This window comes from Mucilaginibacter ginsenosidivorans, assembly GCF_007971025.1.
In the GTDB taxonomy this organism is placed as follows: Bacteria; Bacteroidota; Bacteroidia; order Sphingobacteriales; family Sphingobacteriaceae; genus Mucilaginibacter; species Mucilaginibacter ginsenosidivorans.
The window spans coordinates 3,855,665-3,879,341 of record NZ_CP042436.1 but is presented as its reverse complement, the minus strand read 5'-3'; the positions used below and the strand labels follow the sequence as shown (position 1 = coordinate 3,879,341).

Sequence of the window (23,677 nt, the reverse complement as noted above, 5' to 3'; positions counted from 1 at the left end):
AAAACAAACTAGACGCGGTGAAAAAAACATTATATGTACTTGATTTCGATGGGATTGACAAATCAAAATTTATGGCTGTTGGAGGTAAGGGCGCTAATCTCGGAGAACTATCGGGGATCAAAGGTATACAAGTGCCCAGGGGGTTTTGTATTACCACCAACGCATATAAAAAATCAATCGGGAATAACCACGAGCTTAACAACTTGTTGGATGAATTAACTCGCTTTACGGCGAAAGAAAGGAAAGAAATCAGCGAGATCAGCGCTGAAATTCGCATGGTGATCGAAAGAATATCCATTGCTGACGATATTGTAGAAGAGATCGATGGCTATCTTACAAAATTTGGTGTAGAAAGCGCCTTTGCAGTGCGGTCGAGCGCCACAGCGGAAGACCTGGCATCAGCGTCCTTTGCGGGCCAGCAGGATACTTATTTGAATATCATCGGAAAGGACGCCGTATTACAGCATATCAGCAAGTGCTGGGCGTCGCTATTTACCGATAGAGCGGTAATTTACCGAATTCAAAACGGCTTCGATCACCGTAAAGTTTACCTCTCTGTGGTTGTTCAGCAGATGGTATTCCCGCAAGCGGCGGGCATTTTATTTACTGCTGATCCTGTGACATCGAACAGGAAAGTTTCGTCCATTGATGCCAGCTTCGGACTTGGCGAGGCCATGGTCTCGGGTCTGGTGAATGCTGATAATTACAAAGTATCTGACGGCAGGATTATCGATAAAAAGATATCTGCCAAAAAGCTGGCTATTTATGCTTTAAAAGATGGGGGCACGAAAGAACAGGAGATCGAGCCAGAAAATCAGAAGCCGCAAGCGCTTTCGGATGAGCAGATTTTACAGCTTGAGCGTAAGGGCAGAAAGATCGAGGAGCATTTCGGCAGTCCTCAGGACATCGAATGGTGTTGGGCTGATGATACACTTTACATAGTCCAAAGCCGGCCGATCACTACGTTATACCCGATCCCCGAAGCGAATGACCACGAAAACCACGTTTATGTATCTGTCGGTCATAACCAAATGATGACCGATGCCATTAAACCATTAGGGTTGTCTTTTTGGCAGTTGACAACCCCAAGACCGATGCCTATAGCCGGTGGGAGGTTATTTGTTGATATTACAGCTATGCTTGCTTCGCCCGCAGGCAGAGAAACTGTACTAAATGTCACCCTTGGAAAATCCGATCCGCTCATAAAGGACGCACTTACAACCATTTTAGAGCGGGGAGATTTTGTAAAATCGTTCCCGGATGAAAAAAAAGAACCCGGTGCCGGTAAAAACAATGAAGCCGCGTCACCCCAGAATTATCAAACACTTAACGATTATGATCTAACAATCGTTTCTGATTTGATCAAGCGCAGTCAAAAATCGATAAAAGCGTTAAAACAAAACATCCAAACGAAATCGGGACCGGATCTTTTTGATTTTATCCTGGAAGATATTCAGCAACTCAAAAAGATCAACGCTGATCCACAGAGCTTTGGAGTGATTATGAGTGGTATGAATGCTTCATCATGGATCAATGAAAAAATGAACGAATGGTTGGGTGAAAAAAATGCAGCCGACACGCTTTCTCAATCTGTGCCAAACAATGTTACCTCGGAAATGGGACTGGAGCTATTGGATGTTGTAGATATAATTCGCCCCTTTCCTGAAGTTATTGAGTATCTGCAGCATGCCAGGAATGATAATTTTTTGGATGAACTGGTTAAATTTAATGGCGGAAAGGAAACCCGGGACGCAATTGAAGATTTTCTCGACAAATACGGAATGCGATGTGCCGGAGAAATCGATATTACGAAAACCCGGTGGAGCGAAAAGCCAAGTACGCTTATCCCAATAATCCTCGGTCACATCAAAAACTTTGAGCCTGATGCCGGAAAACGGAAATTTGAGCAGGGGCTACAGGGATATTGGAAAAAAGAACAGGAGTTATTAGATCGGTTGAAGCAATTGCCGAATGGTGAACAAAAAGCCAAAGAAATAAAACGAATGATCGACCTGATTCGAAATTTTTCGGGTTACCGTGAATATCCAAAATACGGTATTGTTAATCGCTACTTCATTTATAAGCAGGCCCTTCTGAAAGAAGCAGAACGGCTTGTAAAGGCCGGTTTCCTTCAGGAAAAAGAAGATATCTACTATCTCAGTTTTGATGAACTGCGCGAAGCTATATGTACAGATAAGGTCGATTACCAGGTCATTGACAAACGAAAAGGCGAGTATAAGTTATATGAAAAACTAACCCCGCCACGTGTTATGACTTCCGATGGCGAAATCATTACCGGTCGGTACAAGCAGGAAAATCTCCCGACCGAAGCGATTGCAGGGCTGGCTGTTTCTTCGGGAATTATAGAGGGACGGGCACGTGTTATTTTAAACATGGAAGATGCTGATCTGAAAGACGGCGATATATTAGTGACCACCTTTACCGATCCCAGCTGGACGCCATTGTTTGTATCTATAAAAGGCCTGGTGACCGAAGTTGGCGGACTAATGACCCACGGGGCTGTTATCGCACGTGAATATGGCTTACCGGCAGTTGTTGGCGTAGAGCATGCTACCAAACTGATAAAAGACGGGCAGAGGATACGGGTGAATGGGACGCATGGATATATAGAAATACTATGAATGGATGCTCAGCACTGAATCTGAATTTTTGTCATTCAAAATTGGGACTTTTTTTACGTGTCGTCGGGCAAGTATATTAAACTTCCATGCTCAACATAACCATATCCTTTAACAGCACACCATTATCGAATATCGGTTCGATATAATTGTCGATGAAAAAGTTCTTTTTGAAGCCGGCTTTTTTGAAGCCGTTCCTTTCGTAAAAACTGATCTCCCTGGTGGCGCAGTCGGGTGTGCCAACCCAGATGGTAACGCAGCCCAGTTGTTTGGCTATTTGTTGTATCCGTTCAATTAGACAGCTTCCGATACCGTTCCGCTGGAAGCCCGTCGCCACTGCAATGTTTTTAATTTCAATTTCAGCGGGATTTAATAATTGCAGTACAAAAACAGCTATTGGATTGGTGGAGCCGGTTTGTTTTGCAACATACACATCGGAAGCATTGATATATTTTCCGATAGCCTCTAAGGTTTCATCGGCCAATAGCAACAGTTCGAAAGGAATATTCTCTTTGGATGTTATTTTTTCAATTTGTAAGTCGTAATTCATTTTAACCGCTGCATAAAAGCTGCTTCCTGGTAATTAGTAGTGGTTTTTGTATTTTCCTTACAAATTGCAGGCTGAAACGCTTGTCGTTTCAATGATTGCTTTTACTTTCGGTATGACCGGTTCGAAAGGTGTTGAATTTAGGTTTGACGATCTTAATGCTGCGTTTGGAGAGCTCGATACTGGCATTCAGTTCATAGCCTATCAGTATGATAAGGGAGTTGAGGTACAGCCAGATCATGACGACGATAAGCGTACCTATGGAGCCGTATATTTTATTGTAGGATGAGAAATTATTTATGTAGTAAGTGAACCCGACTGATGTAAGCACCGCAAGCCCCGTGGCCACTATCGCACCCGGACTAAGAAATTTCCATCGCTGTTTATGCGCGGGGCCATAGCGGTAAAGCAACGCCACGGTGACGAAGAAAATAAGTATTACTATAAGCCATCTTAATAACGCTATCACAAATATCCAGGCATGAGCCGAGCTGGCAATGTGCGATTGAAGGAAGATCAATATTTTGTGGCCAGCTATCATAATGGCCACAGCCACCAGCAGGGATACGCTGATAACTACGGTAAGAACCAGGGCCACCCACCGGCGACGCAGATAGCCACGCGTCTCGGTCTGTAGCGACGATTTATTAAACGCCTGCATCAGGCGGTTTACGCCGTTGGTGGCAAAGAATAAAGTGGTGAGGAAACCGAACGAAAATAATTTACCGTTCTGATTCTTAACAATATCGGTAATTGTGTTCTGGAAGGCATCATACGCATCGCCAGGCATGATCTGTTCCAATAGATTTAGCAGGTTGTCCTGGAAGTGGTGGATAGGTATATAGGGGATAAGCGTAAACAGGAATATAGTTGCGGGGAAAAGTGCCAGCATAAAATTATAAGCGAGTGACGACGCCTTGTTAGCGACGGTTCCCCGGCTCAATTCATCAAAAAAGAAAACAGCAACTGTATATAGAGAAATAGGTTTAAAACCCGGAAATTCAATGTACTTGGTACATTCCACCAGGTAACGGTAAAACACAAACCGTCGTAAAAAACGATGTAACCACTTCATTCAAACCAAATCTACTGAAAAAAGGGCTTTAGTCCGTCGATAAAATCCTGCGGGGGCAGGCAGGGACGATTGGTCTTCATGTTAATGAACGCCAATAGGGTTTCGCCGATATTAATCAGCTCTTTATTAGGGTTATACAGCTCGTACTTAAAGTGAATTTTCACTCCGGGCATCTTCGCCATGATGACTTTAATACTGATTTCCTCGTCGTACAGAGCTGGTTTCAGATATTTGCAATGCATTTCGAGCACCGGCATCATAATACCCGATGCCTCCATGCCGCTATAGGTCATCCCCAGGCTGCGCAACATTTCAACACGGCCCACTTCGTAAAATTCGGCGTAGTTACCATAATACATATAGCCCATCTGGTCAGTTTCGCCGTATCGTACACGTACTTTGGTGGTATGCTCAAACATTACTTTTTGATATTTCTCTCGTTCAGCGCCTGCTGGAATTTGCGGGCATTGATCAAATGATCGGCCTGGTTAGTAGCGAAATTATGATATCCCGAAAAATCCTCTTTGGCGCACATATAAATATAATCGGTCTTTTTGTAATTAAGCACAGCATCCAATGCATTAACCGAAGGCATCATAATAGGGCCGGGTGGCAAACCCGTATGCAGGTAAGTGTTGTATGGCGAATTATACGAAAGGTATCTGTTAAGCACACGCCTTATCGTGAAATCGTGGAGGGCAAATATTACCGTTGGATCCGACTCCAGTTTCATGCCTTTCTTTAAGCGATTCAGGTAGAGCCCTGCTATGGTGGGCATTTCATCATCGTGCAATGCTTCGGCGTCCACCACTGAAGCTAAAACTGAAACCTCGACAGGTGTAAGGTTAATTTCCTTAGCCTGTTGTTTGCGTTCGGGTGTCCAGAATTTTTCATAGTTGGCGTACATCCTTTTGAAAAACTTTTCGGGTGTAGTGTTCCAGTAAAGCTGGTAGGTGTTGGGTATGAACACCGCGTAAACGTTATCGCGCGTGAACCCGTATTGTTGTAGGAATTGATCTGAATCAAGCAGGCGAAGAATGGAAACCGAGTCGGGTTCGATCTTTTTGGAAACAAATCCGGCAAAATCTTCCTTCAGCCTTAAATTATGAAATGACAGTTGAATAGGCTCCTGGCTACCCGAGGCCAGCATATTGATAAGGCGGCGGTTGCCCATTCCGGGATGCAGGTGGTAGCGCCCCGGTTTTACCCGGTTAATATACCTCATGTTATGTGCCGAAACGTTAAAGGCAGCGGTATCCTTTACTATTCCTTCATCCTGTATGGTTTTATATACGTCGGCATAGGTCGCACCGGTGTGGATGTACAGGTATTCCTGTTTATTGGTAACATTCGGCCCGTAATATCTTATATAATAGAAGACACCTGTAAGCCCTAACGATAAAATTAAAACGATCACCAGGGCGATGATGATCTTTTTGGTCATACCTGACGATTTCTTTTCCCCGGTCATTTATTTTGATGATGTAATGTTGATAACCATTAAGCTTTGAAATTGATTTGCAACGGGATATGGTCTGATTTATTGCTTTTTCCCTTGTGTGACAGTGAGATTTATTTTGGTGCCAAGCGCAGTTTTTGGTAGCGAATCTGTTCTCATAGGGGTTTGATAAACAACTACCAGGTTGGTCGAATCTGTGATCGTGCCCTGATAGGTTATCAGCCCAACGTTTAAGCCGGCGCCTTTGATGGCAAATTTAGCCGCATCAAAGTCCTGGTTCATTACATCGGGTATTTCTACCTCGCCTGCCCCGGCTCCGTCGCCAAGTACAAGGTCTACTTTCGAACCTTTAGGTAATTTTGTGCCGGGTTCGATCTTCTCTCCTGCAAACCTGACCTCAAGTACGTGATTACGTGCGATGTCCGGTTTGTAAGTAGTGTCACCTATTTTAAGCCCATAGTTTGAAAGGGTGGCCGCAGCCGAGATATAGGAAACATCCATTACGTCGGGGAGCGATACATTGGGTGCCAGGTTTTTAACGATCTTAAGATAAATTATACGGTTTTCCTTCACGTTGGTGCCGGCGTCAGGGTCCTGTTCAACAACGGTCCCGGGTGCCTGGTCGAGCACATAAACCGAGTCGATGCTGACACCAAAGCCCTGGCCCTTGAGTACATCCAGCGCTTTATCTATTTGTATACCTGTTACTTTTGGCACCGGGATACCCGAGCCGTGGCGTGTGTAGTAGCTGAGACTGTAAAATGCTATCAGGACAACGATAATGACCGAACCGATAGCTAATAAGATAGTATTGCGGAAGCTTTTTGTTTTTAAATAGGAGCCAAATTTACTCATCGAATCTACGAGATATTCAGTTATCAAACATAGGGTAAAATTTTGAGATTTGTGTTATAAAGTCGGAAAGTCCGCAAGACCGGAAGTCTGCAAGTTTATTTTATATTTTCTTTCGGACTTTCAGACTTTCCGACTTTCGGACTATCTTTGAATAATATGTCACGCAAAAATATCGCCCTTTTAGCCGGAGGATTTACCGGCGAATACGAAGTTTCCATTAACAGCGCCCAAAACATCAAAGCCAATTTGGACGGTTCGAAATATAATGTTTATACCATCCTGATAACCCGCGACCGCTGGTTTTATGAATCGGAAGACAGAAAGATTGATGTGGATAAGAATGATTTCAGCCTGGCACTGAAAGGGGAGAGGATCAAATTTGATTTCGCTTTTATTACTGTGCACGGCACACCGGGAGAAGATGGTAAACTGCAGGGCTATTTTGACATGCTGGATATCCCATATAACACCTGCGACGCCACAACATCAGCCATCACCATGAATAAGGCCTATACAAAAGCCATTGTTCATGGCATACACGGGCTGAACACAGCGCGCTCCATTCAGTTATTCAAGACCGGTATACACGAGGCTGCCAATGTGGTATCATCCCTTAAATTCCCGCTGTTTATTAAGCCGAACAACGGTGGTAGCAGCGTAGGCATGAGCAAGGTGCAAAATGTTGCCGGGCTGCACGACGCTTTTGAAAGGGCCTTTAAAGAGGACGACCAGATTTTGGTGGAGGAATTTATCAAAGGGCGCGAGTTCAGTATCGGTGTGGCACGCTTGAAGGGACATATCACCGTATTGCCGGCAACCGAGATCATCAGCTCGAAAGACTTTTTTGACTACGAGGCCAAGTACACGCCCGGTGTGTCCAAAGAAATTACACCCGCCGATTTGGATGCCGAAATGAATGAAAAGATAGCCAATATCGTAACCGAGGTTTACCTGCGGCTCAATTGCAAGGGTATGGTGCGCATCGACTTTATCATCCTGGAAAATACCAACGACTTTTATTTTATCGAGATCAACACCACCCCCGGCCAATCTGCCAACAGCCTGGTGCCGCAGCAGGTAAGGGCAATGGGCATGGACGTCGGTGAGTTTTACGGTGAACTGATAGAAGGAGCTATGTAATACGCCTGTCCGCCCGGGGATGGGTTAACATGGTTAACACATTATTTTGTCTTTTGTCTTTAATTAATTGATTGTCAATATTTTAAGTAGAAATTGATAAAAAAGGTGTTAACCATGATTTAGAGTTTCGTGAGAAGTCTGAAATCAGAATATGAATATATAATGGACAGATATCTGACTTCTGACCTCCGGCATCTGTACTCCAAAAATGAGCTTTTCAGCAAAACAACTTGAGCGTTTCAACAAAGCGCTGACTGCATAATCAACCGACCTTTGTTCTATCAAAACATTAAAAGATATGACAAAGATTTGGTTTATAACAGGCAGCTCCCGCGGATTGGGACGCAACCTGGCAGAAGCAGTATTGGCCCATGGCGACACGGTTGCCGCCACGGCCCGTAATCCCGAACAATTAAAAGAGCTGATTGAAAAATACCCCGGTCAGGTACTTCCCTTAAAACTGGATGTGACCAGCCAGGAGCAGATCATCACTGCTGTTGATGACACCATCCGGAAATTCGGGCGGATAGATGTGCTGGTAAACAACGCCGGGTTCGGTATCATTGGCGCTGCCGAAGCTTATACAGAGGAGCAGGTATTGAGCCAGCTGGACACGAATTTATACGCACCCATTGCCATAACACGGGCGGTATTGCCTTACATGCGTAAACAGCGTTCGGGCCGGATATTGCAGATCAGCTCGATAGGGGGCAGGGTGGGCAACCCCGGCCTGACGATGTACCAGGCCGCAAAATTTGGCCTGGGTGGTTTTACCGAGGCATTGGCCAAAGAAGTGGCGCCGCTGGGCATATTTGTTACCAGTGTCGAACCCGGTGGCTTTCGTACGGAATGGATGACCGCATCCATGACCTTTGCGCCCGAGGTGGAAGGCTATGAAAAAACAGTTGGCGCACGTAAAGCGTTATTTACCAGTCCCCAGTTTATACCCATGGGCGACCCGGACAAAGCAGCAAAAGCGATGATCGATTTGGTTGAAAGTCCGGAACCGCCGGTGCATTTGGTATTGGGAAGCGAAGCCGTAGGCATGGTAAAGCAGGCCAATATTTTAAGGAGCGAGGAAATGGAAAAATGGCTGCCGGTAAGCCTTTCCACCAACGCCGACGACGCTGTAAATCCGCTGGAAACGGAAGCGGGTAAAGCTTTTTTTGCTTCGCAGAAATAAGCACCCTGTTAAAAGCGTAGGAAAGTGCGATTCCTCCCCCGGGGAAGGGCAGGAAGGGGTTACGGCGTTAATCAAAGGATTGAAACCCCTCCCTTCAACGCGCCGTCAGCCGCACCCCTCCCCAGGGAGGGAATAATCTGGTTAGGATACTTACTTTTGAACAATGCCAACGTCAATTAAAAAACCGGCCATAGCTTATTCCTGCTACGTAGCCCGCAGCCGCGAAGGGGAGCAATTTATACCTGAATTTGTGTTCAGCTACCAGGTTTCGGGCAGCATGACCATGAACGACGGCAATCGCGAATATTTCTTCGGCCCGGGAAGCTTCCGTTTCAGCAGGCGTAACAACCTCATCAAATTCAACAAAACGCCGCCGGAAGGAGGGGAGTTCAGGTCGCTTTCGGTGCATTTCGATCAGCCTTTCTTACGGAACTTCAGTATGGAAGCCGGGTACCGGTCGGGCCTGCACGTCAATGGTGATGCAGTGATGGAACTGGAGCCAAATCCACTGTACAAAAATTATTTCGATTCGCTGATGCCATACATGCAGTTGAACGGGATTGAGGACGAAGCGCTGCTGGCCCTGAAGCTTCGCGAAGCAGTCATGCTGCTGTTAAAGGTAAACCCGGAGTTGAAAGATATACTATTCGATTTCAGCGAACCGGGCAAGATAGACCTGGAAGCATTTATGAACAAGAACTTCCATTTCAACGTCGACCTGAACCGCTTCGCATACCTTACCGGGCGCAGCCTGGCCACGTTTAAGCGCGATTTTGAAAAGCTGTTCCATAACACACCCAGCCGCTGGCTGCAGCAAAGACGATTGCAGGAGGCACATTACCTCATCAAGGAAAAAGGCAAAACGGCATCCGATATTTACCTCGACCTGGGTTTCGAGGACCTGTCGCATTTTTCATTCGCGTTTAAAAAGCAGTATGGGCTGGCACCGAGCAGGGTGTAATGATGTGCAGATTTCAACTATGCAGATTTGCGAATGGGTAAGCGTCGTATCGACTCACCCGACCGACGCTTCGCTGGGTCACCCTCTCTCCGCCTTTGGCGCAAAGAGGGTTTTGTGAATCGCAATAATTGAAAACCCTCTTTGCTGCTTGCAGCAAAGAGGCTGGTCGAGTGAAACGATGACCGGGTGAGTCAAATAACCAGGCAGCATTCACGCGGTTCCAATGAGAAACCAACAATTATTAAATTCACCAACAAAACCCATACCCGGCCTGTTTAATTACCAACTATGGCAAAAATATTCATCACCGGCTCGGCCGACGGATTGGGTCAGCTGGCCGCAAAGGAACTCATTAAGAAGGGCCACCGCGTTGTGCTGCATGCGCGAAACGAAGAACGTGGAAAACAGGCCCTGCAGCAGGTACCCGGTGCGGAGAATGTACTGATAGCCGACCTTGCGAGCATGCACGAAACAAAAGAACTGGCCTCCAAAGCCAATGCATTAGGCACTTTTGATGCCGTTATTCACAACGCCGGCGTTTACCAGGTGCCGCGCAACAGTATTACAGTTGACGGTTTGCCCTTGTTGCTGGCTGTAAACACCCTTGCTCCCTATATACTTACCTGTTTAATGCACCCACCCAGGCGACTCATCTACATGAGTTCGGGTATGCACCTCAGCGGCGACCCTAGCCTTGACAATATATCACCCCGCGGACACGTAACTTATTCCGACACCAAACTGCACGACGTTATCCTCGCGATGGCTATAGGCCGCAAGTGGCCGGATACCTACGCCAATGCCGTAAACCCCGGCTGGGTACCCACCAAAATGGGCGGCACCAGCGCACCCGACAACCTGGAAGAAGGTTACCAAACCCAGGTATGGCTCGCCGTAAGCAACGATGCGGAAGCTTGCGTAAGCGGCCACTATTTTCATCATAAACAGCAAACCCGCTTTCAACGGGCCGCAAAAGATGTTGCCGTGCAGGAAAAGTTTTTAGCGATGTGTAAGCTGGTTAGTTGGGTGGGATTTGGTGGGAGTGGGGTGTAAATTATACCACCTCGCCATGACGGTCTTTTTTGTGTTTTCTGTGCTCCTGTAAATATGTTTGCTGTTAGCCTTCATGCAAAGCAAAACCATCTCCTTTATCCATTTGTTAACTTAAAAACCAAATTCACTAGTTATGATCAGGAAGCTAAAATCAGGCCAATACCGCATCTACTCCAGGAAAGTCGACCCTGAAACGCATAAGCGCAGGAACCTTGGCACATTCGATTCTATGGAAGCTGCCAAAAAACACGAGAAGGAAATTCAGTATTTTAAACATCATTAAATTAAAAAAATGTCATTTCGATAGAGCAAACGCCGGCTTATGAGGTGGGGCGAAAGAGAAATCCTAAACGAGCGATTGGCACATCATCTGGGAGCGAAGAGATCTTAATCGAACAAACAGTCCGCGATGCAAAGTGTACAAGTTTTCTCCTCACCCTTACGCGCCTGGCCCCAACGTTCGTCGAAATGACATGATGGGGTGAGTTTTCTCAAAAATAAAATTTTAACCATCACTGCTGTAGCATTTTAAACAGCTTTACCGTAATGTATAGTAAGAAACTAACAGATTAGATCACTGTCAGTTAAGAGTTAATTAAGCAGGACGGGGTGGGCGGGTTGTGCAATCCTGCTTTTGAATGTGCAAATTTCAAATGTGCAGATGTGCAAATATTTGTCCGTCTTCATCATCTGCACATCTGTGATCCGCATATCTGCATATCAAATAAGGTAAAGCGCAATAATATCTTCCGGTACTTTGGCGGCGTTGTATCGAATCACCCGGTCATCGTTTCACTCAACCACCCTCTCTGCGTCATGCCGTAAAGAGGAACGTTGCAAATCAAATTCGAAATTGAACATTCGAAATTCGAAATCAAATCAAATAATGCTCAATAATATCCTCCGGTACTTTGGCGGCACGACCGGTTTGCATGTCGATCATGGTATAATCGAACCAGCCGTCGCAGCATATTTTGTTTGTTGCTTTATTGGTGATGGCAAACACCACCCGGCATCCTTTATCGTCGATGCTTTCGATAGCGGTTTTTACGATGAAGTAATCGCCCATGCCTAAGGCGCGCTTGTAATCAACATGAGCGGTGCGCACTACCCAGCCGAAACCCCGCTCCATAAATTTCTCCATCGGCATGCCGTAGCATCGCTCCATCTGGTCGTACCGGGCAGCCAGCACATAGTCAAAATACTTGCTGTTATGCACGTGCTGAAACATATCGATATCATCCGGCCGTACTCGAAATTCAGTTTCGAAGGAGGAGTAAGTGGAAGGAGTGCTCATGGAGCAAAGATAGGTTGTAGTTGAATAAGTTGATTATGTTGGACTAAGTTGATTGGGTTGGATTAAGTTGATCTTTCGCGTTAACGATAGGAGCGGATACCGGCACCGCGCATAAGGCTTTGCAGGCGTATGAGCGCATAGCGTGTTAAAACGCCCTAATTGGAGTTGAATAGGTTAGACTAAGTTGTATTAAGTTCATTGAGTTAGTCTAATTCGTTGTTCTTTTTCTTTTTTATAAATAGAATGTAACCGTTCAATAGTTTCATACACTGGTCATAATCTGCCTGGAAAGCATTGAATACATCGTCTGTGATCAGATTTTCGTCTTTTGCAATTATCATTTGGTCAAGCGTTTCGGATAGTGAGCCTCTGGCAATAACGCAAAACCGAACATTGTCCTGGTAGTGAAAGCGTCCATGTCCCTCGGCAATATTATTCCCAATTGATCTGGAACATCTTACTAGTTGATCACCGAGGCGGAATTTTTCTTCTTGTGGAAAAGATTTGGCCAGCCTGGAAGCATTGATGCGTATTTTCCTGGCCTGTTTCCATGTTTCTAATTCTGTAAAGGATGCCATGTTATTCGAGTTAAGGTTAAGTTATAGCCGAAAATAAATAACCTCATCAACTTTTTCAACTTAATATACCATATAACTTAACCCAGCTGATTCAACTTAATCCAACCCAATCAACCCACTCAACTATTCTCTCCCCATCACTTGTATTTATCCTAAAACAAACCTATCTTTGCACCTCAATTAACATAAGTATAAACGCTTTAATATTATTCAGGTAATGTATTTAAGTAAAGAAGCAAAGGCAGAGATCTTTGCAAAACATGGCAAGGCTGCTACCGACACAGGTTCGGCAGAAGGGCAGATCGCATTATTCACAACACGTATAGCGCATTTGACCGGGCATTTGAAAAAGAACAAACACGATTTTTCGACCCAGCTTTCGCTGCAAAAATTAGTAGGTAAACGCCGCGCATTGCTGGCCTACCTGTACAACAAAGACATTGAGAGATACCGTGCTATCATCAAGGCTTTACAGCTAAGGGATATCATTAAGTAAACTTCCAGGTTTTCTATAAAAGCCATCCGCAAAGTCGGGTGGCTTTTTTACTTTTGAAAAAGTAAAATTTATATATACAATCGGTGTGCTCAAAAGATGAAAAGCACATCACAACAAAAACAAGATGAGTTTAAATGTAATTAAAAAGGTGATCGATTTAGGTGACGGCCGCACCATTGAGATCGAGACCGGTAAACTGGCCAAGCAGGCCGACGGGTCTGTAGTTGTTAAAATGGGCGACACGATGTTGCTTGCTACTGTTGTTTCATCACCTGAGGCTAAAGAAGGTGTTGATTTTCTGCCTTTATCTGTTGACTACCAGGAAAAGTATGCTGCTACTGGCCGCATTCCGGGTGGCTTCCTGCGCCGCGAGGCCCGTTTATCCGACTACGAGGTCCTGATCTCGCGTTTGGTCGACCGTGCTTTGCGCCCTTTATTCCCCGATGATTACCATGCGGATACGCAGGTGATGATCACCCTGATTTCCGCTGATAAAGACATTATGCCGGATTGTTTGGCCGGTTTGGCCGCTTCGGCCGCTATCGCCGTTTCTGATATCCCTTTCAACGGGCCTATTTCAGAAGTTCGTGTAGCGAAGATAGACGGTAAGCTGGTTATCAACCCAACTTTGAGTCAATTGGAAAATGCCACTTTGGAATTTATCGTAGCAGGTTCTGAATTCGACATCAACATGGTTGAAGGCGAATCGAAAGAGATACAGGAAGCTGAACTGGTTGAAGCTATCAAATTTGCGCACGACCATATCAAGGTACATTGTCTTATTCAAAGAGAACTGACAATAGCCGCCGGCAAGACTGAAAAACGTACTTACAGCCATGAGAATAATGACGAGGAGCTGAAAAAAGCTATTTACGCCGCCACTTACGACCAGGTTTATGCGATAGCAGCCTCTGCTTCGGCAAAGGACGAACGCGCCACCAAGTTCAAGGAAGTGCGCGATACCTATATCGAAACTTTGGGTGAAATTGACGACGCGACCAAATTTCTGGCTAAAAAATATTATCACGATGTGGAGTATGATGCTATCCGTAACCTTGTTTTAGACGAAGGCAAGCGTTTGGATGGCCGTACAACTACCCAGATACGCCCGATTTGGAGCGAAGTTGGTTATTTGCCATCTGCCCACGGTTCGGCGATATTTACGAGAGGGGAGACCCAATCATTAACCACTGTTACCTTAGGTGCAAAGGATGATGAGCAAATGATCGACGGTGCGTTTATCAACGGCTACCAGAAATTCCTGCTGCATTACAATTTCCCTGGTTTTTCAACCGGTGAAGTTCGCCCGAACAGGGGAGCCGGTCGCCGCGAGATCGGTCATGGTAACCTGGCTATGCGTTCTCTGAAACAGGTATTGCCATCCGACGACGAGAACCCATACACTATCCGTGTAGTTTCTGATATTTTGGAATCGAACGGTTCGTCATCAATGGCGACTGTTTGCGCCGGTACTTTGGCGCTGATGGATGCCGGTGTAAAGATCAAGGCCCCGGTAACAGGTATCGCCATGGGTTTGATCACTAACGAAATGGGGACCAAATATGCGATCCTTTCGGATATCTTAGGCGATGAGGATCATTTGGGCGATATGGACTTTAAAGTGACCGGCACATCTACGGGTATTACAGCAGTTCAAATGGACCTGAAGATCAATGGATTATCATACGAAGTATTAACAAAAGCTTTAGATCAGGCTAAAGAGGGCCGTTTGCATATCTTAAACGAGATCAGCAAAACCCTTAGCGCTCCGCGTGAGGATTACAAACCGCATGCACCACGCATTGTTACCCTGAAGATCGACAAAGAATACATTGGCGCCGTTATTGGTCCCGGTGGTAAGATCATCCAGGAAATGCAGCGTGAAACCGGCGCTACCATCAATATCGAGGAAAAAGACAACCAGGGTATTGTACAGGTATTTGCCGATAACAAAGCCGCTATCGATGCAGCAGTGTCACGCATCCGCGCTATTGCCGCTAAACCAGAGGTGGGCGAGATATACGAAGGTAAGGTGAAATCGATCATGCCGTTTGGCGCGTTCGTTGAAATTATGCCGGGTAAAGATGGCCTGCTGCACATATCCGAGATCGATCACAAACGTTTCGAAACCATGGATGGCATATTCAAGGTTGGCGACGAAGTACGCGTGAAATTACTGGATATCGACAAGCAAGGTAAACTGAAGCTTTCGAGAAAAGCCCTGTTGCCAAAGCCTGAGCGGACAGAGGCTCCTAAGCAGTGATTAGTAATTGGTTAATTAGTTATTAGTTAACCGGTTCATTAGTTACCGATTATGTAAAATATAGCTCTCGAAGAAATTCGAGGGCTTTTTTGTGCTTAGTGTTTTCAAAAACAGGCGTCCCTGTCTCTCAGACCCTCGCTTTAGTTCTAAAGTCACCCAATCACAAATCACCAATTAACCAATCACTACCCTACAAAATCCCCTTAACCACACCGCCGTCGGCCCGCAATGCAGCGCCATTGGTTGCCGACGATAGGGGACTGGCTACGAAAGTCACCAGGCTGGCTATCTCATCCGTACTTGTAAAACGCTTCAGCAGCGAAGTAGGGCGTACGTGCTCAAAAAAATCTTTCTCAATTTCAGCAACACTTTTTCCCTGCTGTTTGGCCAGGCTTTCCACGAAATCGCCAGCGCCTTCAGAATACGTAGGACCCGGCATTACCGTGTTGACGGTGACATTGGTACCGGCGGTTAATTCTGCCAGGCCGCGCGAAATGGCAAGCTGCGCCGTTTTGGTCATGCCATAATGGATCATCTCGGCAGGTATCTGCACGGCCGATTCGCTGGAGATAAAAATAATGCGACCCCAGTTTTTTTCGATCATCTTATCAAAATACGCACGCGACAACCGTACGCCGCTTAATACATTGACTTCGAAGAATTTGATCCAGTCTGCGTCAGGTATATCTTTAAACGCCTTTGGTTCGAATATGCCAACATTATTTACCAGGATATCGACATCAGGTAGCTGGCTGATGAGGTTGGCTACCTGTTTACTATCGGCAAAATCTACGGCAAAGCCTTTGATGTTTTGATTGCCTGTTTCGGCCTTTAATTTTTTTATGGCGGCATCAACGCGTTTGGTTGTTCTCCCATTAATATAAACTTCTGCGCCTTCGCCGGCCAGCGCTTTTGCTATCGAATAACCAATGCCAGCCGTCGAGCCGGTTACCAATGCTTTTTTGTTTTTTAATTGCAGATCCATAGGGTTAATGTTTGATACTAAATTAATGCTTATTTGGATGCGAATGACTGCCAGGGTGTAAAGATGCCCGAACCGTGACAATACATTGTGAAAATTTTCAAAAAAAATTTGCGTAGTTAAATGGCTACATTTATATTTGTAGTCAAATAGCTACATAATGAATCTAAGAAGAGACGTTTTCCAGGCTATAGCCGATCCGACACGCAGGGCTATACTGCTGCTGGTTGCTTCGCAATCGCTAACCGCAGGGGCAATAGCGGCAAATTTCAACACGGCAAGGCCCACGGTATCAAAGCATTTACAAATACTAACCGAGTGCGAATTGCTTGCTCAGGAACAAAACGGCAGGGAAATTCACTACCACATCAACGCAAAAAAAATGAAAGAAGTCGCCGACTTTATTGAACCGTTCCGCAAAATGTGGGACGACAGGTTTAACCTGCTTGAAGATATTATGAAGCAATACAAAGCCAAAAAATAAATCAATATGGAACTTAAAACAAAAGTACACGCCGAAGAAGGTAAGCAGGACCTAACGATCACCCGGGAGTTCGACCTGCCATTGGAATTGCTATTCAAAGCTTTTTCGGAGCCCGAACTTATCGAGCAATGGATGGGAACCAAAGTGCTGAAACTGGAAAGTAAAAAGTACGGCAGTTGGCAATTTGAAACCAAAGACCCGAAAGGGAATGTCGCTTTCCAGGCCGGCGGGGTTATCCATGAATTTGTCCCTGGCAGGAAGATTACCCGGACATTTGAAATGGCAAATACGCCATTTGGTGTGCAGCTGGAGATAACGGAATTTGAAAAAGTTACCGGCGACACCAGCAAAGTAAATATGCACGTGATTTATGAGTCGGTTGCACAGCGCGACGAAGTGCTGAAGCTACCGTTTACCCAGGGCATAAACTGGGCGCACAATCGGTTAGAAGAAGTTGTAGGTAAACTTAAATAAGCTGAATATGGAAAAGAGAAAGAAACTCTGGTACTGGATAATTACCGCGCTGTTATCCTTTTGTATTTTTACAGGCGGTTTGGCGCAGGCACTGCAATTACCGGGAGTGGTGCAGGGTTTCAAACCGCTCGGTTACCCCACTTACTTTATTTCGGTCATCGGCGTTTGGAAAGTGCTGGCTATAGTTGCGATATTGCTGCCGGGCTATCAATTGCTAAAAGAATGGGCCTATGCAGGTATATTTTTCGTACTTACCGGCGCCGTAATTTCGCATATTGCCAGCGGCGATATGCATGTCCAAATAGCCGCCCCGGCAGTACTGGCTATATTTACAGTATTGTCGTGGTATCTGAGACCGGCGGACAGGAAAATAATTACGGTAATTAAAAAATAACTATTTTGATATGGCGAAAATAAAATGGAAGGGATTTGAAATAGAAGGTCATTTAGACATTTTTGTCGCGGACTATGAAGATGAATTTAAAGGTGAAATAGAAAAATGGCAAAATGTATTAATCTATGGTGATCCTGGAGGATTACGATCTTTTGCTCGGCTTTTAATGAAAATTGCCGACTTGAACCAGGAAAATGAAGCAGGCCTTCCCATTGGAGCAAGGGAGCATTATGAATTACGACCGAACCTGGAATTAAGTAAGAGTTCGGTGCAAACAATTTTAGGCAGAATAGATGCAAAGGGAACAGGCCGGTTTTATGATCGATTTGTTGCAAAAGACGAGAAAAAAAAATCACAGGTCTAAATAAAATGAAAAAGGAATTATCACCCGAACAACATGAAGAACTACTCGGCGTATTAAAAACCCGCTTTGAGAAGAATATGAACCGCCATAAAGGACTGGAATGGGCTAAGGTACTGGCAAAGCTGGAAGCCAACCCTGAAAAACTGTGGTCGTTAAATGAGATGGAACGGACAGGAGGGGAGCCTGATGTTATTGACCACGATACTAAGACGGGTGAGTATGTTTTTTACGACTGTTCGGCCGAGAGCCCAAAAGGCCGGAGAAGTTTTTGCTACGACCGCGAGGCGCTAAATGCAAGAAAGGAATTCAAACCGGAGAACAGCGTTATTGATATGGCACGTGATATGGGAATTGAACTTTTATCGGAACAGCAGTATAGGGCCCTGCAGGAACTTGGCAAGTTCGACCTGAAAACATCAAGCTGGATACAAACGCCTGTGAATATCAGGCAGCTTGGCGGGGCCATCTTTTGCGACCGCCGCTACGATACCGTTTTTGTTTACCACAACGGGGCAGATTCGTACTATGCTGCCCGGGGTTTCCGCGGTTGTTTACGGGTTTGATGGTCCTAAATATTTGACTGATGAGCAGCATGAACCAAAAAGTTGATTGGTTTTTTAATAAAGCCTCGCAATGGCAGCAGGCGTACGAGAAATTACGCATGATCATTCTTGACTGCGAGCTTACCGAGGAATTGAAGTGGGGCCAGCCCTGTTACACCCTCGGGAAAAGCAACATCGTCCTGATACATGGGTTTAAAGAATATTGCGCGCTTTTATTTTTCAAAGGCGCACTGATGAACGATCCGGATGTTATATTGATCCAGCAGACCGAGAATGTGCAGGGACCGCGCCAGGTAAGGTTCACCAGTTTGCTTGAAATAGTTGAGCAGGAGGATGTACTGAAAGCTTATATTTTTGAGGCCATCAGGATAGAAAAAGCCGGGTTGAAAGTGGAGTTGAAGAAGACATCGGATTTCGCGGTGCCCGATGAATTTAAATATAAATTAGATCATATACCCGCACTGAAAGCTGCTTTTGAAGCGCTGACACCGGGACGACAACGTGGATACCTGTTTTATTTTTCCCAGCCAAAACGATCGGAAACCCGCCAGGCACGCGTTGAAAAATATATACCGCAAATACTCAGCGGAAAAGGGCTCGACGACGAATGATGCTTAGATCCGGCGGTTAACATCACATTAATGATCAATATCCGTCAGAAATGGTAGATTTGAAAAAACCACAGAATATTTATGAAAAATCTCACCCGTTTCTTTTTTATTTCCTGCCTGCTTTTCTGTTCCGTAAAAAGCCGTGCCCAGCAAGGTGGCTGGATTTCGCTGTTTGATGGTAAGTCGCTTGCCGGCTGGAAAGTTGGCGATAATGCCGAAACTTTTTCGGTAAAGGATAGCATGATCGTCGTTCACGGAAAAACTGCGCACTTGTTTTACGACGGCAATGTACAGAACCATAATTTTAAGAATTTCGAATTTAAAGCTGATGTAATGACGCACCAGGGTGCCAATTCGGGTATTTATATTCATACCGGTTACCAGCAGGGCGGATGGCCGGCAAAGGGTTATGAGATACAGGTAAATAATTCGCACACCGACTGGCGCAGGACAGGCAGCGTTTATGGCATCGCAGATATTAAGGAAGTTTATGTAAAAGAAGGCGAATGGTTTACCATGGATATTACCGTACAGGGAAAAACCATCACTGTCAAAATAAATGGTAAGGTGGTAAACGAATACACGGAACCTGCCGACCTGCACCGTACCGGCGGTGATGCCGAACGAATACTTTCCAGCGGTACATTTGCCCTACAGGGGCACGACCCGAACAGCCTGGTATTTTTCCGGAATATCATGGTTAAGCCGCTGCCTTAACAGGTAGTTGTTTAGTTGCAAATGCAATAATAGGGTTGTTACATTTGTAGGTGAAAATTTATTTGCTATGATTGTAAGATCATGTATCCCGGTGATAGCCAGCACCGATCTTGAAAAAAGCATGCGCTTTTGGGTCGATGGCCTTGGCCTTACCGCCGACCAGGAAATGCGACAGGAAGGCACGCTGGTAGGCTGCGTGGTGCATAACCAGCATTTGTATTTTTGGCTTAACCAAAGGGCAGACGGACAAATACCAAAAGAATATAATGGCATACGGCTTTATTGGCAGCCTGTTGACCTGCATGCTGCCCGTGAGCGTTTAAAACAATTTGGTTTCGAAGTGTCGGATATCGACGAAAGGGACTACGGCCAGATAGAATTCTTTGTGACTGATGATGACGGTTATTCGCATTGTTTCGGTGTTGCAACACAAACCTGACCGATGAAACCCAAATTTCAATCAAAACAGCAAGTTGACATCAACGCGCCACTTGAAAAAGTATGGGAGTTTAACCAGGACCTTTTAAAGATCCCGTTATATCATCCGCGGGTTGATAAAGTCGATCTCATCTCCGGAAAGCAATTTCGCGAAGCCGGCGTAGCGTATCAATGCCACATAGCCGGCGGAAAACACACTTGTATTGAAAAGGATATAGAAATTGTACCGATGGAAAAAATAATGACCGTTTTTCCGGCAGATACGATGGGCCTGTCCAAATTATTGCCTGATTATGTTGTGGAATCAAGTTTGGCAAAAATTGATCCGGGTACCACACGGCTTGAGATCGCTCATTATTACTCCAGTTCAAATTGGAAAGTACGATTGCTGAATTTTTATGTAAAAAGAAAAATCGCCGCCGAAATACAGAAAATGCTGAATGCTATGAAAAACGCGATCGAGACAGAATATCATAGCGCCAACCCAAATTGAGAAGTCACTCAAATGTAATATCTTTTTCTCATAATTAATATTATGTTAAGTAGTGCCTGAATTTATAAAGCCTGTATTGTAACAGGCTTTATAACTATCCTCCTTCTGCTGGGGTGATATTAATTTTTTGGCAACGCTTCTATTTTCTTTTGAACAGCGTTGGCGTTGGCTTCGTCGCGCGTGCCCAGGTAATAAGATTTTAAATTGGTAAGCGCATCAAGCGACGAAGAATTCAGTTCGACCGCTTTTAGCAAATATGGTTTAGCCAAATCAAATTGTGCCTTAGCCTTAGCCATTTGTGCATCGTAAACTTTTGTTTGAGTTACCGGTATTTGCTGGGCACCGTTATACAGATCAATGGCCGGCGCCATGGTTACATATCCCAGGTTCAATACCGCTTCAAAGTAATTAGGATCAATGGCTACAGCTTTTTTGTATTGGTCGGCAGCTTTACTTAGATCATCTGTTCTTTCTTGCTTCAATTTGGCCAATTGTGGATCGGGAGCAGCAGTTTTCGACCCTTTAGCTGCTGCTTTTTCAAGCTTTTTTATCTGTCCGGCGTTGGTTTCAGCTATTTGCGAATAGGTTAATCCTTCATAGTAATACAAAGTTTTGTTATTGGGATCGGCCTTTACAGCGGTTTCAATTTTACCGATGAGTTCGCCCTGCTGGCCGGCCAGTAAGCTAACTTCAATCTCGCGCTTGCGCAGATCGTTATTTGCCGGATACTTTTCCACTGCAGCTCCTATTGCTTTGATAGCGGCCGTGGTATCCTTATTTTGCATATATAAGGTAACCAGGTCATTATAAGCCTGAACTTTATTTTTGTAATCAGTTGTAACCAGCTTATTGTAATTGGCAATAGCTGCGGTATAGTTTTTTGCGTTGGATGCTGATATGGCCGAATAAAGGATCATTGTGGTATCCTCGGGCAATATCTGGCGTCCTTCGTCGAAAGCTTTATAGGCCTCGTCATAATTTTTGGCCTGGAACGCTTTCACGCCCTTGTCTAACTGAACCTGGGCCATTTCGCGGCCTGCATTCTGTATCAACGAAGTATTTTCGTTCTTTGTGTCCAGCTCACGGGCCTTCTTCAGGGCCTCGGCAGCAATGGCGTAGTCAGCCGCAGCAGCTGAAGCATCGGCATCTGTGGTGGATAAGGAAGCGTAAATGGCCGCTTTTAGTGCAAAAGTTTGTGGTAAACCGGATGTTTTTGAGTTTTCCGCCGCTTTGTCAATACTGGTTTTTGCCAGCATAAGCGAGGGCTTGCCCAGTGTCATATTTGCTCTGAGGCCCTGGAATTTTGTAAAATTCTCGTTGGCGTTGTCAAGTTCTCTTTTTTGAGCAAAAGCGCCTAATGCTGTGTATGACATAACAAGCGCTGTCATCAAAACTTTGATTTTCATGTGTTATTGATTGGTTAATAATTTGAGTTTACTGTTTATTTTATCTATTTGATCCTGGTCGCCGGTTTTTGCGTACACCAACTGCAATAATTGAAGGCATTTAACGTCATTTGGCGATATTTCATTTGCTTTTTCCAGCCATTGTGCAGCTCTGCCTACGTCTTTGCTTTCTTCTTCGCCGTGTTTTGAAACGGATTCTTTAAAATAAAGCAAACCAAGGTTGTAAACCGGTTCATATAAAGCGCTGTTCAATTCAATGGAACGTAAATATAACGATTCTGCTTTATTAAAATCATTCAAATGATCATAACAATTTGCGGCAACATACGCAACCTCGGCGTTGTTGGGGTTCTGATCCATCAGTTTGGGAAGCAAACCGTGAAGCGCCGCATAATCCCTTTTGTTGCTGTAAATGTTTGCTTCGTCCAGCAGCAGGAACCGGTCGTCAGGCAGGTATTTACGCCCTTTTTGCAATATCTGGAGCGCTTTCGATGTGTCGCCGATGGCTTTATAGGTATTTGCAGCCGCCTCAATAATGTCCGCTTTGGTGCTGTCGGTTTTAAGCAGTTCGGTATAATTTTTTGCCGATTCGATAAGATTGCCAAGGTGACTGTTGGCATAGCCGATGTAAGCATTCAACTCTTTAAACTCCGGTGCGTATTTTTTGGCTTGCCGGAAAGCCGACATGGCATTATAATAATCGGTTAAGCGCATATACCCAAAACCACGGCGTATAAAAACGTTTGCAAGGCACCGTCGCGAGAAATCCATCTCGGGCTGATATTTGTAGATGCGCTTATTAGCCAACAGCTTATCAACGTCGCGGCATACCTGGTCGAAAAATGTCGCGGGTTCTTTCAGTTTGTTTAATGAATCGATATAGACAATACTTGAATAAACTACCGCCTTGTATACATTTTTTCGCAGGTCGACGGAATCTTTATGGGTTTTGATAAGACTGTCAACCGATTTTTTGGCACTTGCGAGGTATTTGAGGTCTTTTTTTTGCTTGTAAAAAGCCAGGTTATTGACCACGCTCTTAAATACTTCCGACTGGCCGAAAACATGCGTTACCAGTAACAAGCATATCAATAGCGGAAATATGAGCTTACGGGCTGTCATATCTGTTTTAACAACTGCGCTTAACCAAAGGCACTTCGCCCCTCTTTTTGGAGGGGCATCGCGCAGTTTCATGTTTGTTTATT

27 protein-coding genes are annotated in these 23,677 nt (G+C 45.0%); 17 read left to right on the top strand and 10 right to left on the bottom strand.

Annotated elements, in window-relative coordinates; genetic code table 11:
• Window positions 1–17 precede the first annotated feature (17 nt).
• Window positions 18–2,642, top strand: coding sequence for a phosphoenolpyruvate synthase (gene ppsA / locus FRZ54_RS17690; RefSeq protein ID WP_228462526.1), 2,625 nt, complete (start codon window positions 18–20; stop codon window positions 2,640–2,642).
• 76 nt (window positions 2,643–2,718) lie between these two features.
• Here ppsA and FRZ54_RS17685 read toward each other — a convergent pair whose 3' ends face one another.
• From FRZ54_RS17685 to FRZ54_RS17665, 5 genes are all read right to left on the bottom strand, one after another.
• A complete protein-coding gene (locus tag FRZ54_RS17685; RefSeq protein ID WP_147033037.1) occupies window positions 2,719–3,189 on the bottom strand; it encodes a GNAT family N-acetyltransferase in 471 nt (156 codons plus the stop codon).
• An 88-nt stretch (window positions 3,190–3,277) separates the two neighbouring features.
• Window positions 3,278–4,261 (bottom strand): YihY/virulence factor BrkB family protein, encoded by a 984-nt coding sequence (locus tag FRZ54_RS17680; RefSeq protein WP_147033035.1) that lies wholly within the window; start codon window positions 4,259–4,261, stop codon window positions 3,278–3,280.
• Between the two features lie 11 nt (window positions 4,262–4,272).
• Window positions 4,273–4,680 (bottom strand): acyl-CoA thioesterase, encoded by a 408-nt coding sequence (locus tag FRZ54_RS17675; RefSeq protein ID WP_147033033.1) that lies wholly within the window; start codon window positions 4,678–4,680, stop codon window positions 4,273–4,275.
• A complete protein-coding gene (mltG, locus tag FRZ54_RS17670) occupies window positions 4,680–5,732 on the bottom strand; it encodes an endolytic transglycosylase MltG (protein ID WP_147033031.1) in 1,053 nt (350 codons plus the stop codon). The genes FRZ54_RS17675 and mltG overlap by 1 nt, the downstream gene beginning before the upstream one ends.
• A gap of 69 nt (window positions 5,733–5,801) precedes the next feature.
• Window positions 5,802–6,575, bottom strand: coding sequence for a PASTA domain-containing protein (locus FRZ54_RS17665; RefSeq protein WP_147033029.1), 774 nt, complete (start codon window positions 6,573–6,575; stop codon window positions 5,802–5,804).
• A 156-nt stretch (window positions 6,576–6,731) separates the two neighbouring features.
• On the opposite strand from FRZ54_RS17665, the gene FRZ54_RS17660 reads away from it, so the two are divergent.
• From FRZ54_RS17660 to FRZ54_RS24520, 5 genes are all read left to right on the top strand, one after another.
• Complete coding sequence (locus tag FRZ54_RS17660) at window positions 6,732–7,715, top strand: D-alanine--D-alanine ligase (RefSeq protein WP_147033027.1); 984 nt, start codon at window positions 6,732–6,734, stop codon at window positions 7,713–7,715.
• Between the two features lie 298 nt (window positions 7,716–8,013).
• Entirely contained in the window at window positions 8,014–8,898 is an 885-nt protein-coding gene (locus FRZ54_RS17655) for an oxidoreductase (protein ID WP_147033025.1), read from the top strand.
• Between the two features lie 163 nt (window positions 8,899–9,061).
• Window positions 9,062–9,859, top strand: a complete 798-nt coding sequence (locus FRZ54_RS17650) for a helix-turn-helix domain-containing protein (protein WP_147033024.1) — start codon at window positions 9,062–9,064, stop codon at window positions 9,857–9,859.
• A gap of 288 nt (window positions 9,860–10,147) precedes the next feature.
• A complete protein-coding gene (locus FRZ54_RS17645) occupies window positions 10,148–10,912 on the top strand; it encodes an SDR family NAD(P)-dependent oxidoreductase (protein WP_147033022.1) in 765 nt (254 codons plus the stop codon).
• A 133-nt stretch (window positions 10,913–11,045) separates the two neighbouring features.
• Complete coding sequence (locus FRZ54_RS24520) at window positions 11,046–11,195, top strand: hypothetical protein (RefSeq protein ID WP_187359655.1); 150 nt, start codon at window positions 11,046–11,048, stop codon at window positions 11,193–11,195.
• A 591-nt stretch (window positions 11,196–11,786) separates the two neighbouring features.
• Here the strand turns inward: FRZ54_RS24520 and FRZ54_RS17640 are convergent.
• Window positions 11,787–12,209 carry an acyl-CoA thioesterase gene (locus FRZ54_RS17640; protein WP_147033020.1) on the bottom strand — a complete coding sequence of 141 codons (423 nt, stop codon included), beginning with the start codon at window positions 12,207–12,209 and terminating at the stop codon, window positions 11,787–11,789.
• 203 nt (window positions 12,210–12,412) lie between these two features.
• A complete protein-coding gene (locus FRZ54_RS17635; protein WP_147033018.1) occupies window positions 12,413–12,787 on the bottom strand; it encodes a four helix bundle protein in 375 nt (124 codons plus the stop codon).
• A gap of 217 nt (window positions 12,788–13,004) precedes the next feature.
• On the opposite strand from FRZ54_RS17635, the gene rpsO reads away from it, so the two are divergent.
• Both rpsO and pnp read left to right on the top strand, forming a co-directional pair.
• The gene (rpsO, locus tag FRZ54_RS17630) at window positions 13,005–13,283 is read left to right on the top strand and encodes a 30S ribosomal protein S15 (RefSeq protein WP_147033016.1); all 279 of its coding nucleotides are present in this window, start codon (window positions 13,005–13,007) and stop codon (window positions 13,281–13,283) included.
• Between the two features lie 124 nt (window positions 13,284–13,407).
• The gene (gene pnp / locus FRZ54_RS17625) at window positions 13,408–15,546 is read left to right on the top strand and encodes a polyribonucleotide nucleotidyltransferase (RefSeq protein WP_147033014.1); all 2,139 of its coding nucleotides are present in this window, start codon (window positions 13,408–13,410) and stop codon (window positions 15,544–15,546) included.
• A gap of 190 nt (window positions 15,547–15,736) precedes the next feature.
• Here the strand turns inward: pnp and FRZ54_RS17620 are convergent, their stop codons facing one another.
• Window positions 15,737–16,531, bottom strand: a complete 795-nt coding sequence (locus FRZ54_RS17620; protein ID WP_147033012.1) for an SDR family NAD(P)-dependent oxidoreductase — start codon at window positions 16,529–16,531, stop codon at window positions 15,737–15,739.
• A 157-nt stretch (window positions 16,532–16,688) separates the two neighbouring features.
• Here FRZ54_RS17620 and FRZ54_RS17615 point away from each other — a divergent pair, with 157 nt between their 5' ends.
• From FRZ54_RS17615 to FRZ54_RS17575, 9 genes are all read left to right on the top strand, one after another.
• Window positions 16,689–17,012: an ArsR/SmtB family transcription factor gene (locus tag FRZ54_RS17615; RefSeq protein ID WP_147033010.1), complete on the top strand. Its 324-nt coding sequence runs from the start codon at window positions 16,689–16,691 to the stop codon at window positions 17,010–17,012.
• Window positions 17,013–17,018: 6 nt separating this feature from the next.
• Entirely contained in the window at window positions 17,019–17,486 is a 468-nt protein-coding gene (locus FRZ54_RS17610; protein ID WP_147033008.1) for an SRPBCC domain-containing protein, read from the top strand.
• Window positions 17,487–17,493: 7 nt separating this feature from the next.
• The gene (locus FRZ54_RS17605) at window positions 17,494–17,880 is read left to right on the top strand and encodes a DoxX family protein (RefSeq protein WP_147033006.1); all 387 of its coding nucleotides are present in this window, start codon (window positions 17,494–17,496) and stop codon (window positions 17,878–17,880) included.
• Between the two features lie 10 nt (window positions 17,881–17,890).
• Window positions 17,891–18,244: an Imm32 family immunity protein gene (locus tag FRZ54_RS17600; protein ID WP_147033004.1), complete on the top strand. Its 354-nt coding sequence runs from the start codon at window positions 17,891–17,893 to the stop codon at window positions 18,242–18,244.
• Window positions 18,245–18,249: 5 nt separating this feature from the next.
• Window positions 18,250–18,807 carry a DUF4256 domain-containing protein gene (locus FRZ54_RS17595; RefSeq protein WP_147033002.1) on the top strand — a complete coding sequence of 186 codons (558 nt, stop codon included), beginning with the start codon at window positions 18,250–18,252 and terminating at the stop codon, window positions 18,805–18,807.
• A 20-nt stretch (window positions 18,808–18,827) separates the two neighbouring features.
• Entirely contained in the window at window positions 18,828–19,418 is a 591-nt protein-coding gene (locus FRZ54_RS17590) for a YdeI/OmpD-associated family protein (RefSeq protein WP_377026827.1), read from the top strand.
• Between the two features lie 81 nt (window positions 19,419–19,499).
• Window positions 19,500–20,135 (top strand): 3-keto-disaccharide hydrolase, encoded by a 636-nt coding sequence (locus tag FRZ54_RS17585; protein ID WP_147033000.1) that lies wholly within the window; start codon window positions 19,500–19,502, stop codon window positions 20,133–20,135.
• Between the two features lie 67 nt (window positions 20,136–20,202).
• Complete coding sequence (locus tag FRZ54_RS17580) at window positions 20,203–20,574, top strand: VOC family protein (RefSeq protein ID WP_147032998.1); 372 nt, start codon at window positions 20,203–20,205, stop codon at window positions 20,572–20,574.
• 3 nt (window positions 20,575–20,577) lie between these two features.
• Window positions 20,578–21,066, top strand: coding sequence for an SRPBCC family protein (locus FRZ54_RS17575; RefSeq protein ID WP_147032996.1), 489 nt, complete (start codon window positions 20,578–20,580; stop codon window positions 21,064–21,066).
• A gap of 119 nt (window positions 21,067–21,185) precedes the next feature.
• On the opposite strand, the gene FRZ54_RS17570 is transcribed toward FRZ54_RS17575, so the two are convergent.
• Window positions 21,186–22,472: a tetratricopeptide repeat protein gene (locus FRZ54_RS17570; protein WP_147032995.1), complete on the bottom strand. Its 1,287-nt coding sequence runs from the start codon at window positions 22,470–22,472 to the stop codon at window positions 21,186–21,188.
• Between the two features lie 3 nt (window positions 22,473–22,475).
• Window positions 22,476–23,666: a tetratricopeptide repeat protein gene (locus tag FRZ54_RS17565; RefSeq protein WP_147032993.1), complete on the bottom strand. Its 1,191-nt coding sequence runs from the start codon at window positions 23,664–23,666 to the stop codon at window positions 22,476–22,478.
• Window positions 23,667–23,677 lie beyond the last annotated feature (11 nt).

Excerpts from the sequence above, each read along its gene's own strand:
- FRZ54_RS17685 (WP_147033037.1), bottom strand. The coding sequence starts at position 3,189 with ATGAATTACGACTTACAAATTGAAAAAATAACATCCAAAGAGAATATT.
- FRZ54_RS17680 (WP_147033035.1), bottom strand. The coding sequence starts at position 4,261 with ATGAAGTGGTTACATCGTTTTTTACGACGGTTTGTGTTTTACCGTTAC.
- FRZ54_RS17675 (WP_147033033.1), bottom strand. The coding sequence starts at position 4,680 with ATGTTTGAGCATACCACCAAAGTACGTGTACGATACGGCGAAACTGAC.
- mltG (WP_147033031.1), bottom strand. The coding sequence starts at position 5,732 with ATGACCGGGGAAAAGAAATCGTCAGGTATGACCAAAAAGATCATCATC.
- FRZ54_RS17665 (WP_147033029.1), bottom strand. The coding sequence starts at position 6,575 with ATGAGTAAATTTGGCTCCTATTTAAAAACAAAAAGCTTCCGCAATACT.
- FRZ54_RS17660 (WP_147033027.1), top strand. The coding sequence starts at position 6,732 with ATGTCACGCAAAAATATCGCCCTTTTAGCCGGAGGATTTACCGGCGAA.
- FRZ54_RS17655 (WP_147033025.1), top strand. The coding sequence starts at position 8,014 with ATGACAAAGATTTGGTTTATAACAGGCAGCTCCCGCGGATTGGGACGC.
- FRZ54_RS17650 (WP_147033024.1), top strand. The coding sequence starts at position 9,062 with ATGCCAACGTCAATTAAAAAACCGGCCATAGCTTATTCCTGCTACGTA.
- FRZ54_RS17645 (WP_147033022.1), top strand. The coding sequence starts at position 10,148 with ATGGCAAAAATATTCATCACCGGCTCGGCCGACGGATTGGGTCAGCTG.
- FRZ54_RS24520 (WP_187359655.1), top strand. The coding sequence starts at position 11,046 with ATGATCAGGAAGCTAAAATCAGGCCAATACCGCATCTACTCCAGGAAA.
- FRZ54_RS17640 (WP_147033020.1), bottom strand. The coding sequence starts at position 12,209 with ATGAGCACTCCTTCCACTTACTCCTCCTTCGAAACTGAATTTCGAGTA.
- FRZ54_RS17635 (WP_147033018.1), bottom strand. The coding sequence starts at position 12,787 with ATGGCATCCTTTACAGAATTAGAAACATGGAAACAGGCCAGGAAAATA.
- rpsO (WP_147033016.1), top strand. The coding sequence starts at position 13,005 with ATGTATTTAAGTAAAGAAGCAAAGGCAGAGATCTTTGCAAAACATGGC.
- pnp (WP_147033014.1), top strand. The coding sequence starts at position 13,408 with ATGAGTTTAAATGTAATTAAAAAGGTGATCGATTTAGGTGACGGCCGC.
- FRZ54_RS17620 (WP_147033012.1), bottom strand. The coding sequence starts at position 16,531 with ATGGATCTGCAATTAAAAAACAAAAAAGCATTGGTAACCGGCTCGACG.
- FRZ54_RS17615 (WP_147033010.1), top strand. The coding sequence starts at position 16,689 with ATGAATCTAAGAAGAGACGTTTTCCAGGCTATAGCCGATCCGACACGC.
- FRZ54_RS17610 (WP_147033008.1), top strand. The coding sequence starts at position 17,019 with ATGGAACTTAAAACAAAAGTACACGCCGAAGAAGGTAAGCAGGACCTA.
- FRZ54_RS17605 (WP_147033006.1), top strand. The coding sequence starts at position 17,494 with ATGGAAAAGAGAAAGAAACTCTGGTACTGGATAATTACCGCGCTGTTA.
- FRZ54_RS17600 (WP_147033004.1), top strand. The coding sequence starts at position 17,891 with ATGGCGAAAATAAAATGGAAGGGATTTGAAATAGAAGGTCATTTAGAC.
- FRZ54_RS17595 (WP_147033002.1), top strand. The coding sequence starts at position 18,250 with ATGAAAAAGGAATTATCACCCGAACAACATGAAGAACTACTCGGCGTA.
- FRZ54_RS17590 (WP_377026827.1), top strand. The coding sequence starts at position 18,828 with ATGAGCAGCATGAACCAAAAAGTTGATTGGTTTTTTAATAAAGCCTCG.
- FRZ54_RS17585 (WP_147033000.1), top strand. The coding sequence starts at position 19,500 with ATGAAAAATCTCACCCGTTTCTTTTTTATTTCCTGCCTGCTTTTCTGT.
- FRZ54_RS17580 (WP_147032998.1), top strand. The coding sequence starts at position 20,203 with ATGATTGTAAGATCATGTATCCCGGTGATAGCCAGCACCGATCTTGAA.
- FRZ54_RS17575 (WP_147032996.1), top strand. The coding sequence starts at position 20,578 with ATGAAACCCAAATTTCAATCAAAACAGCAAGTTGACATCAACGCGCCA.
- FRZ54_RS17570 (WP_147032995.1), bottom strand. The coding sequence starts at position 22,472 with ATGAAAATCAAAGTTTTGATGACAGCGCTTGTTATGTCATACACAGCA.
- FRZ54_RS17565 (WP_147032993.1), bottom strand. The coding sequence starts at position 23,666 with ATGAAACTGCGCGATGCCCCTCCAAAAAGAGGGGCGAAGTGCCTTTGG.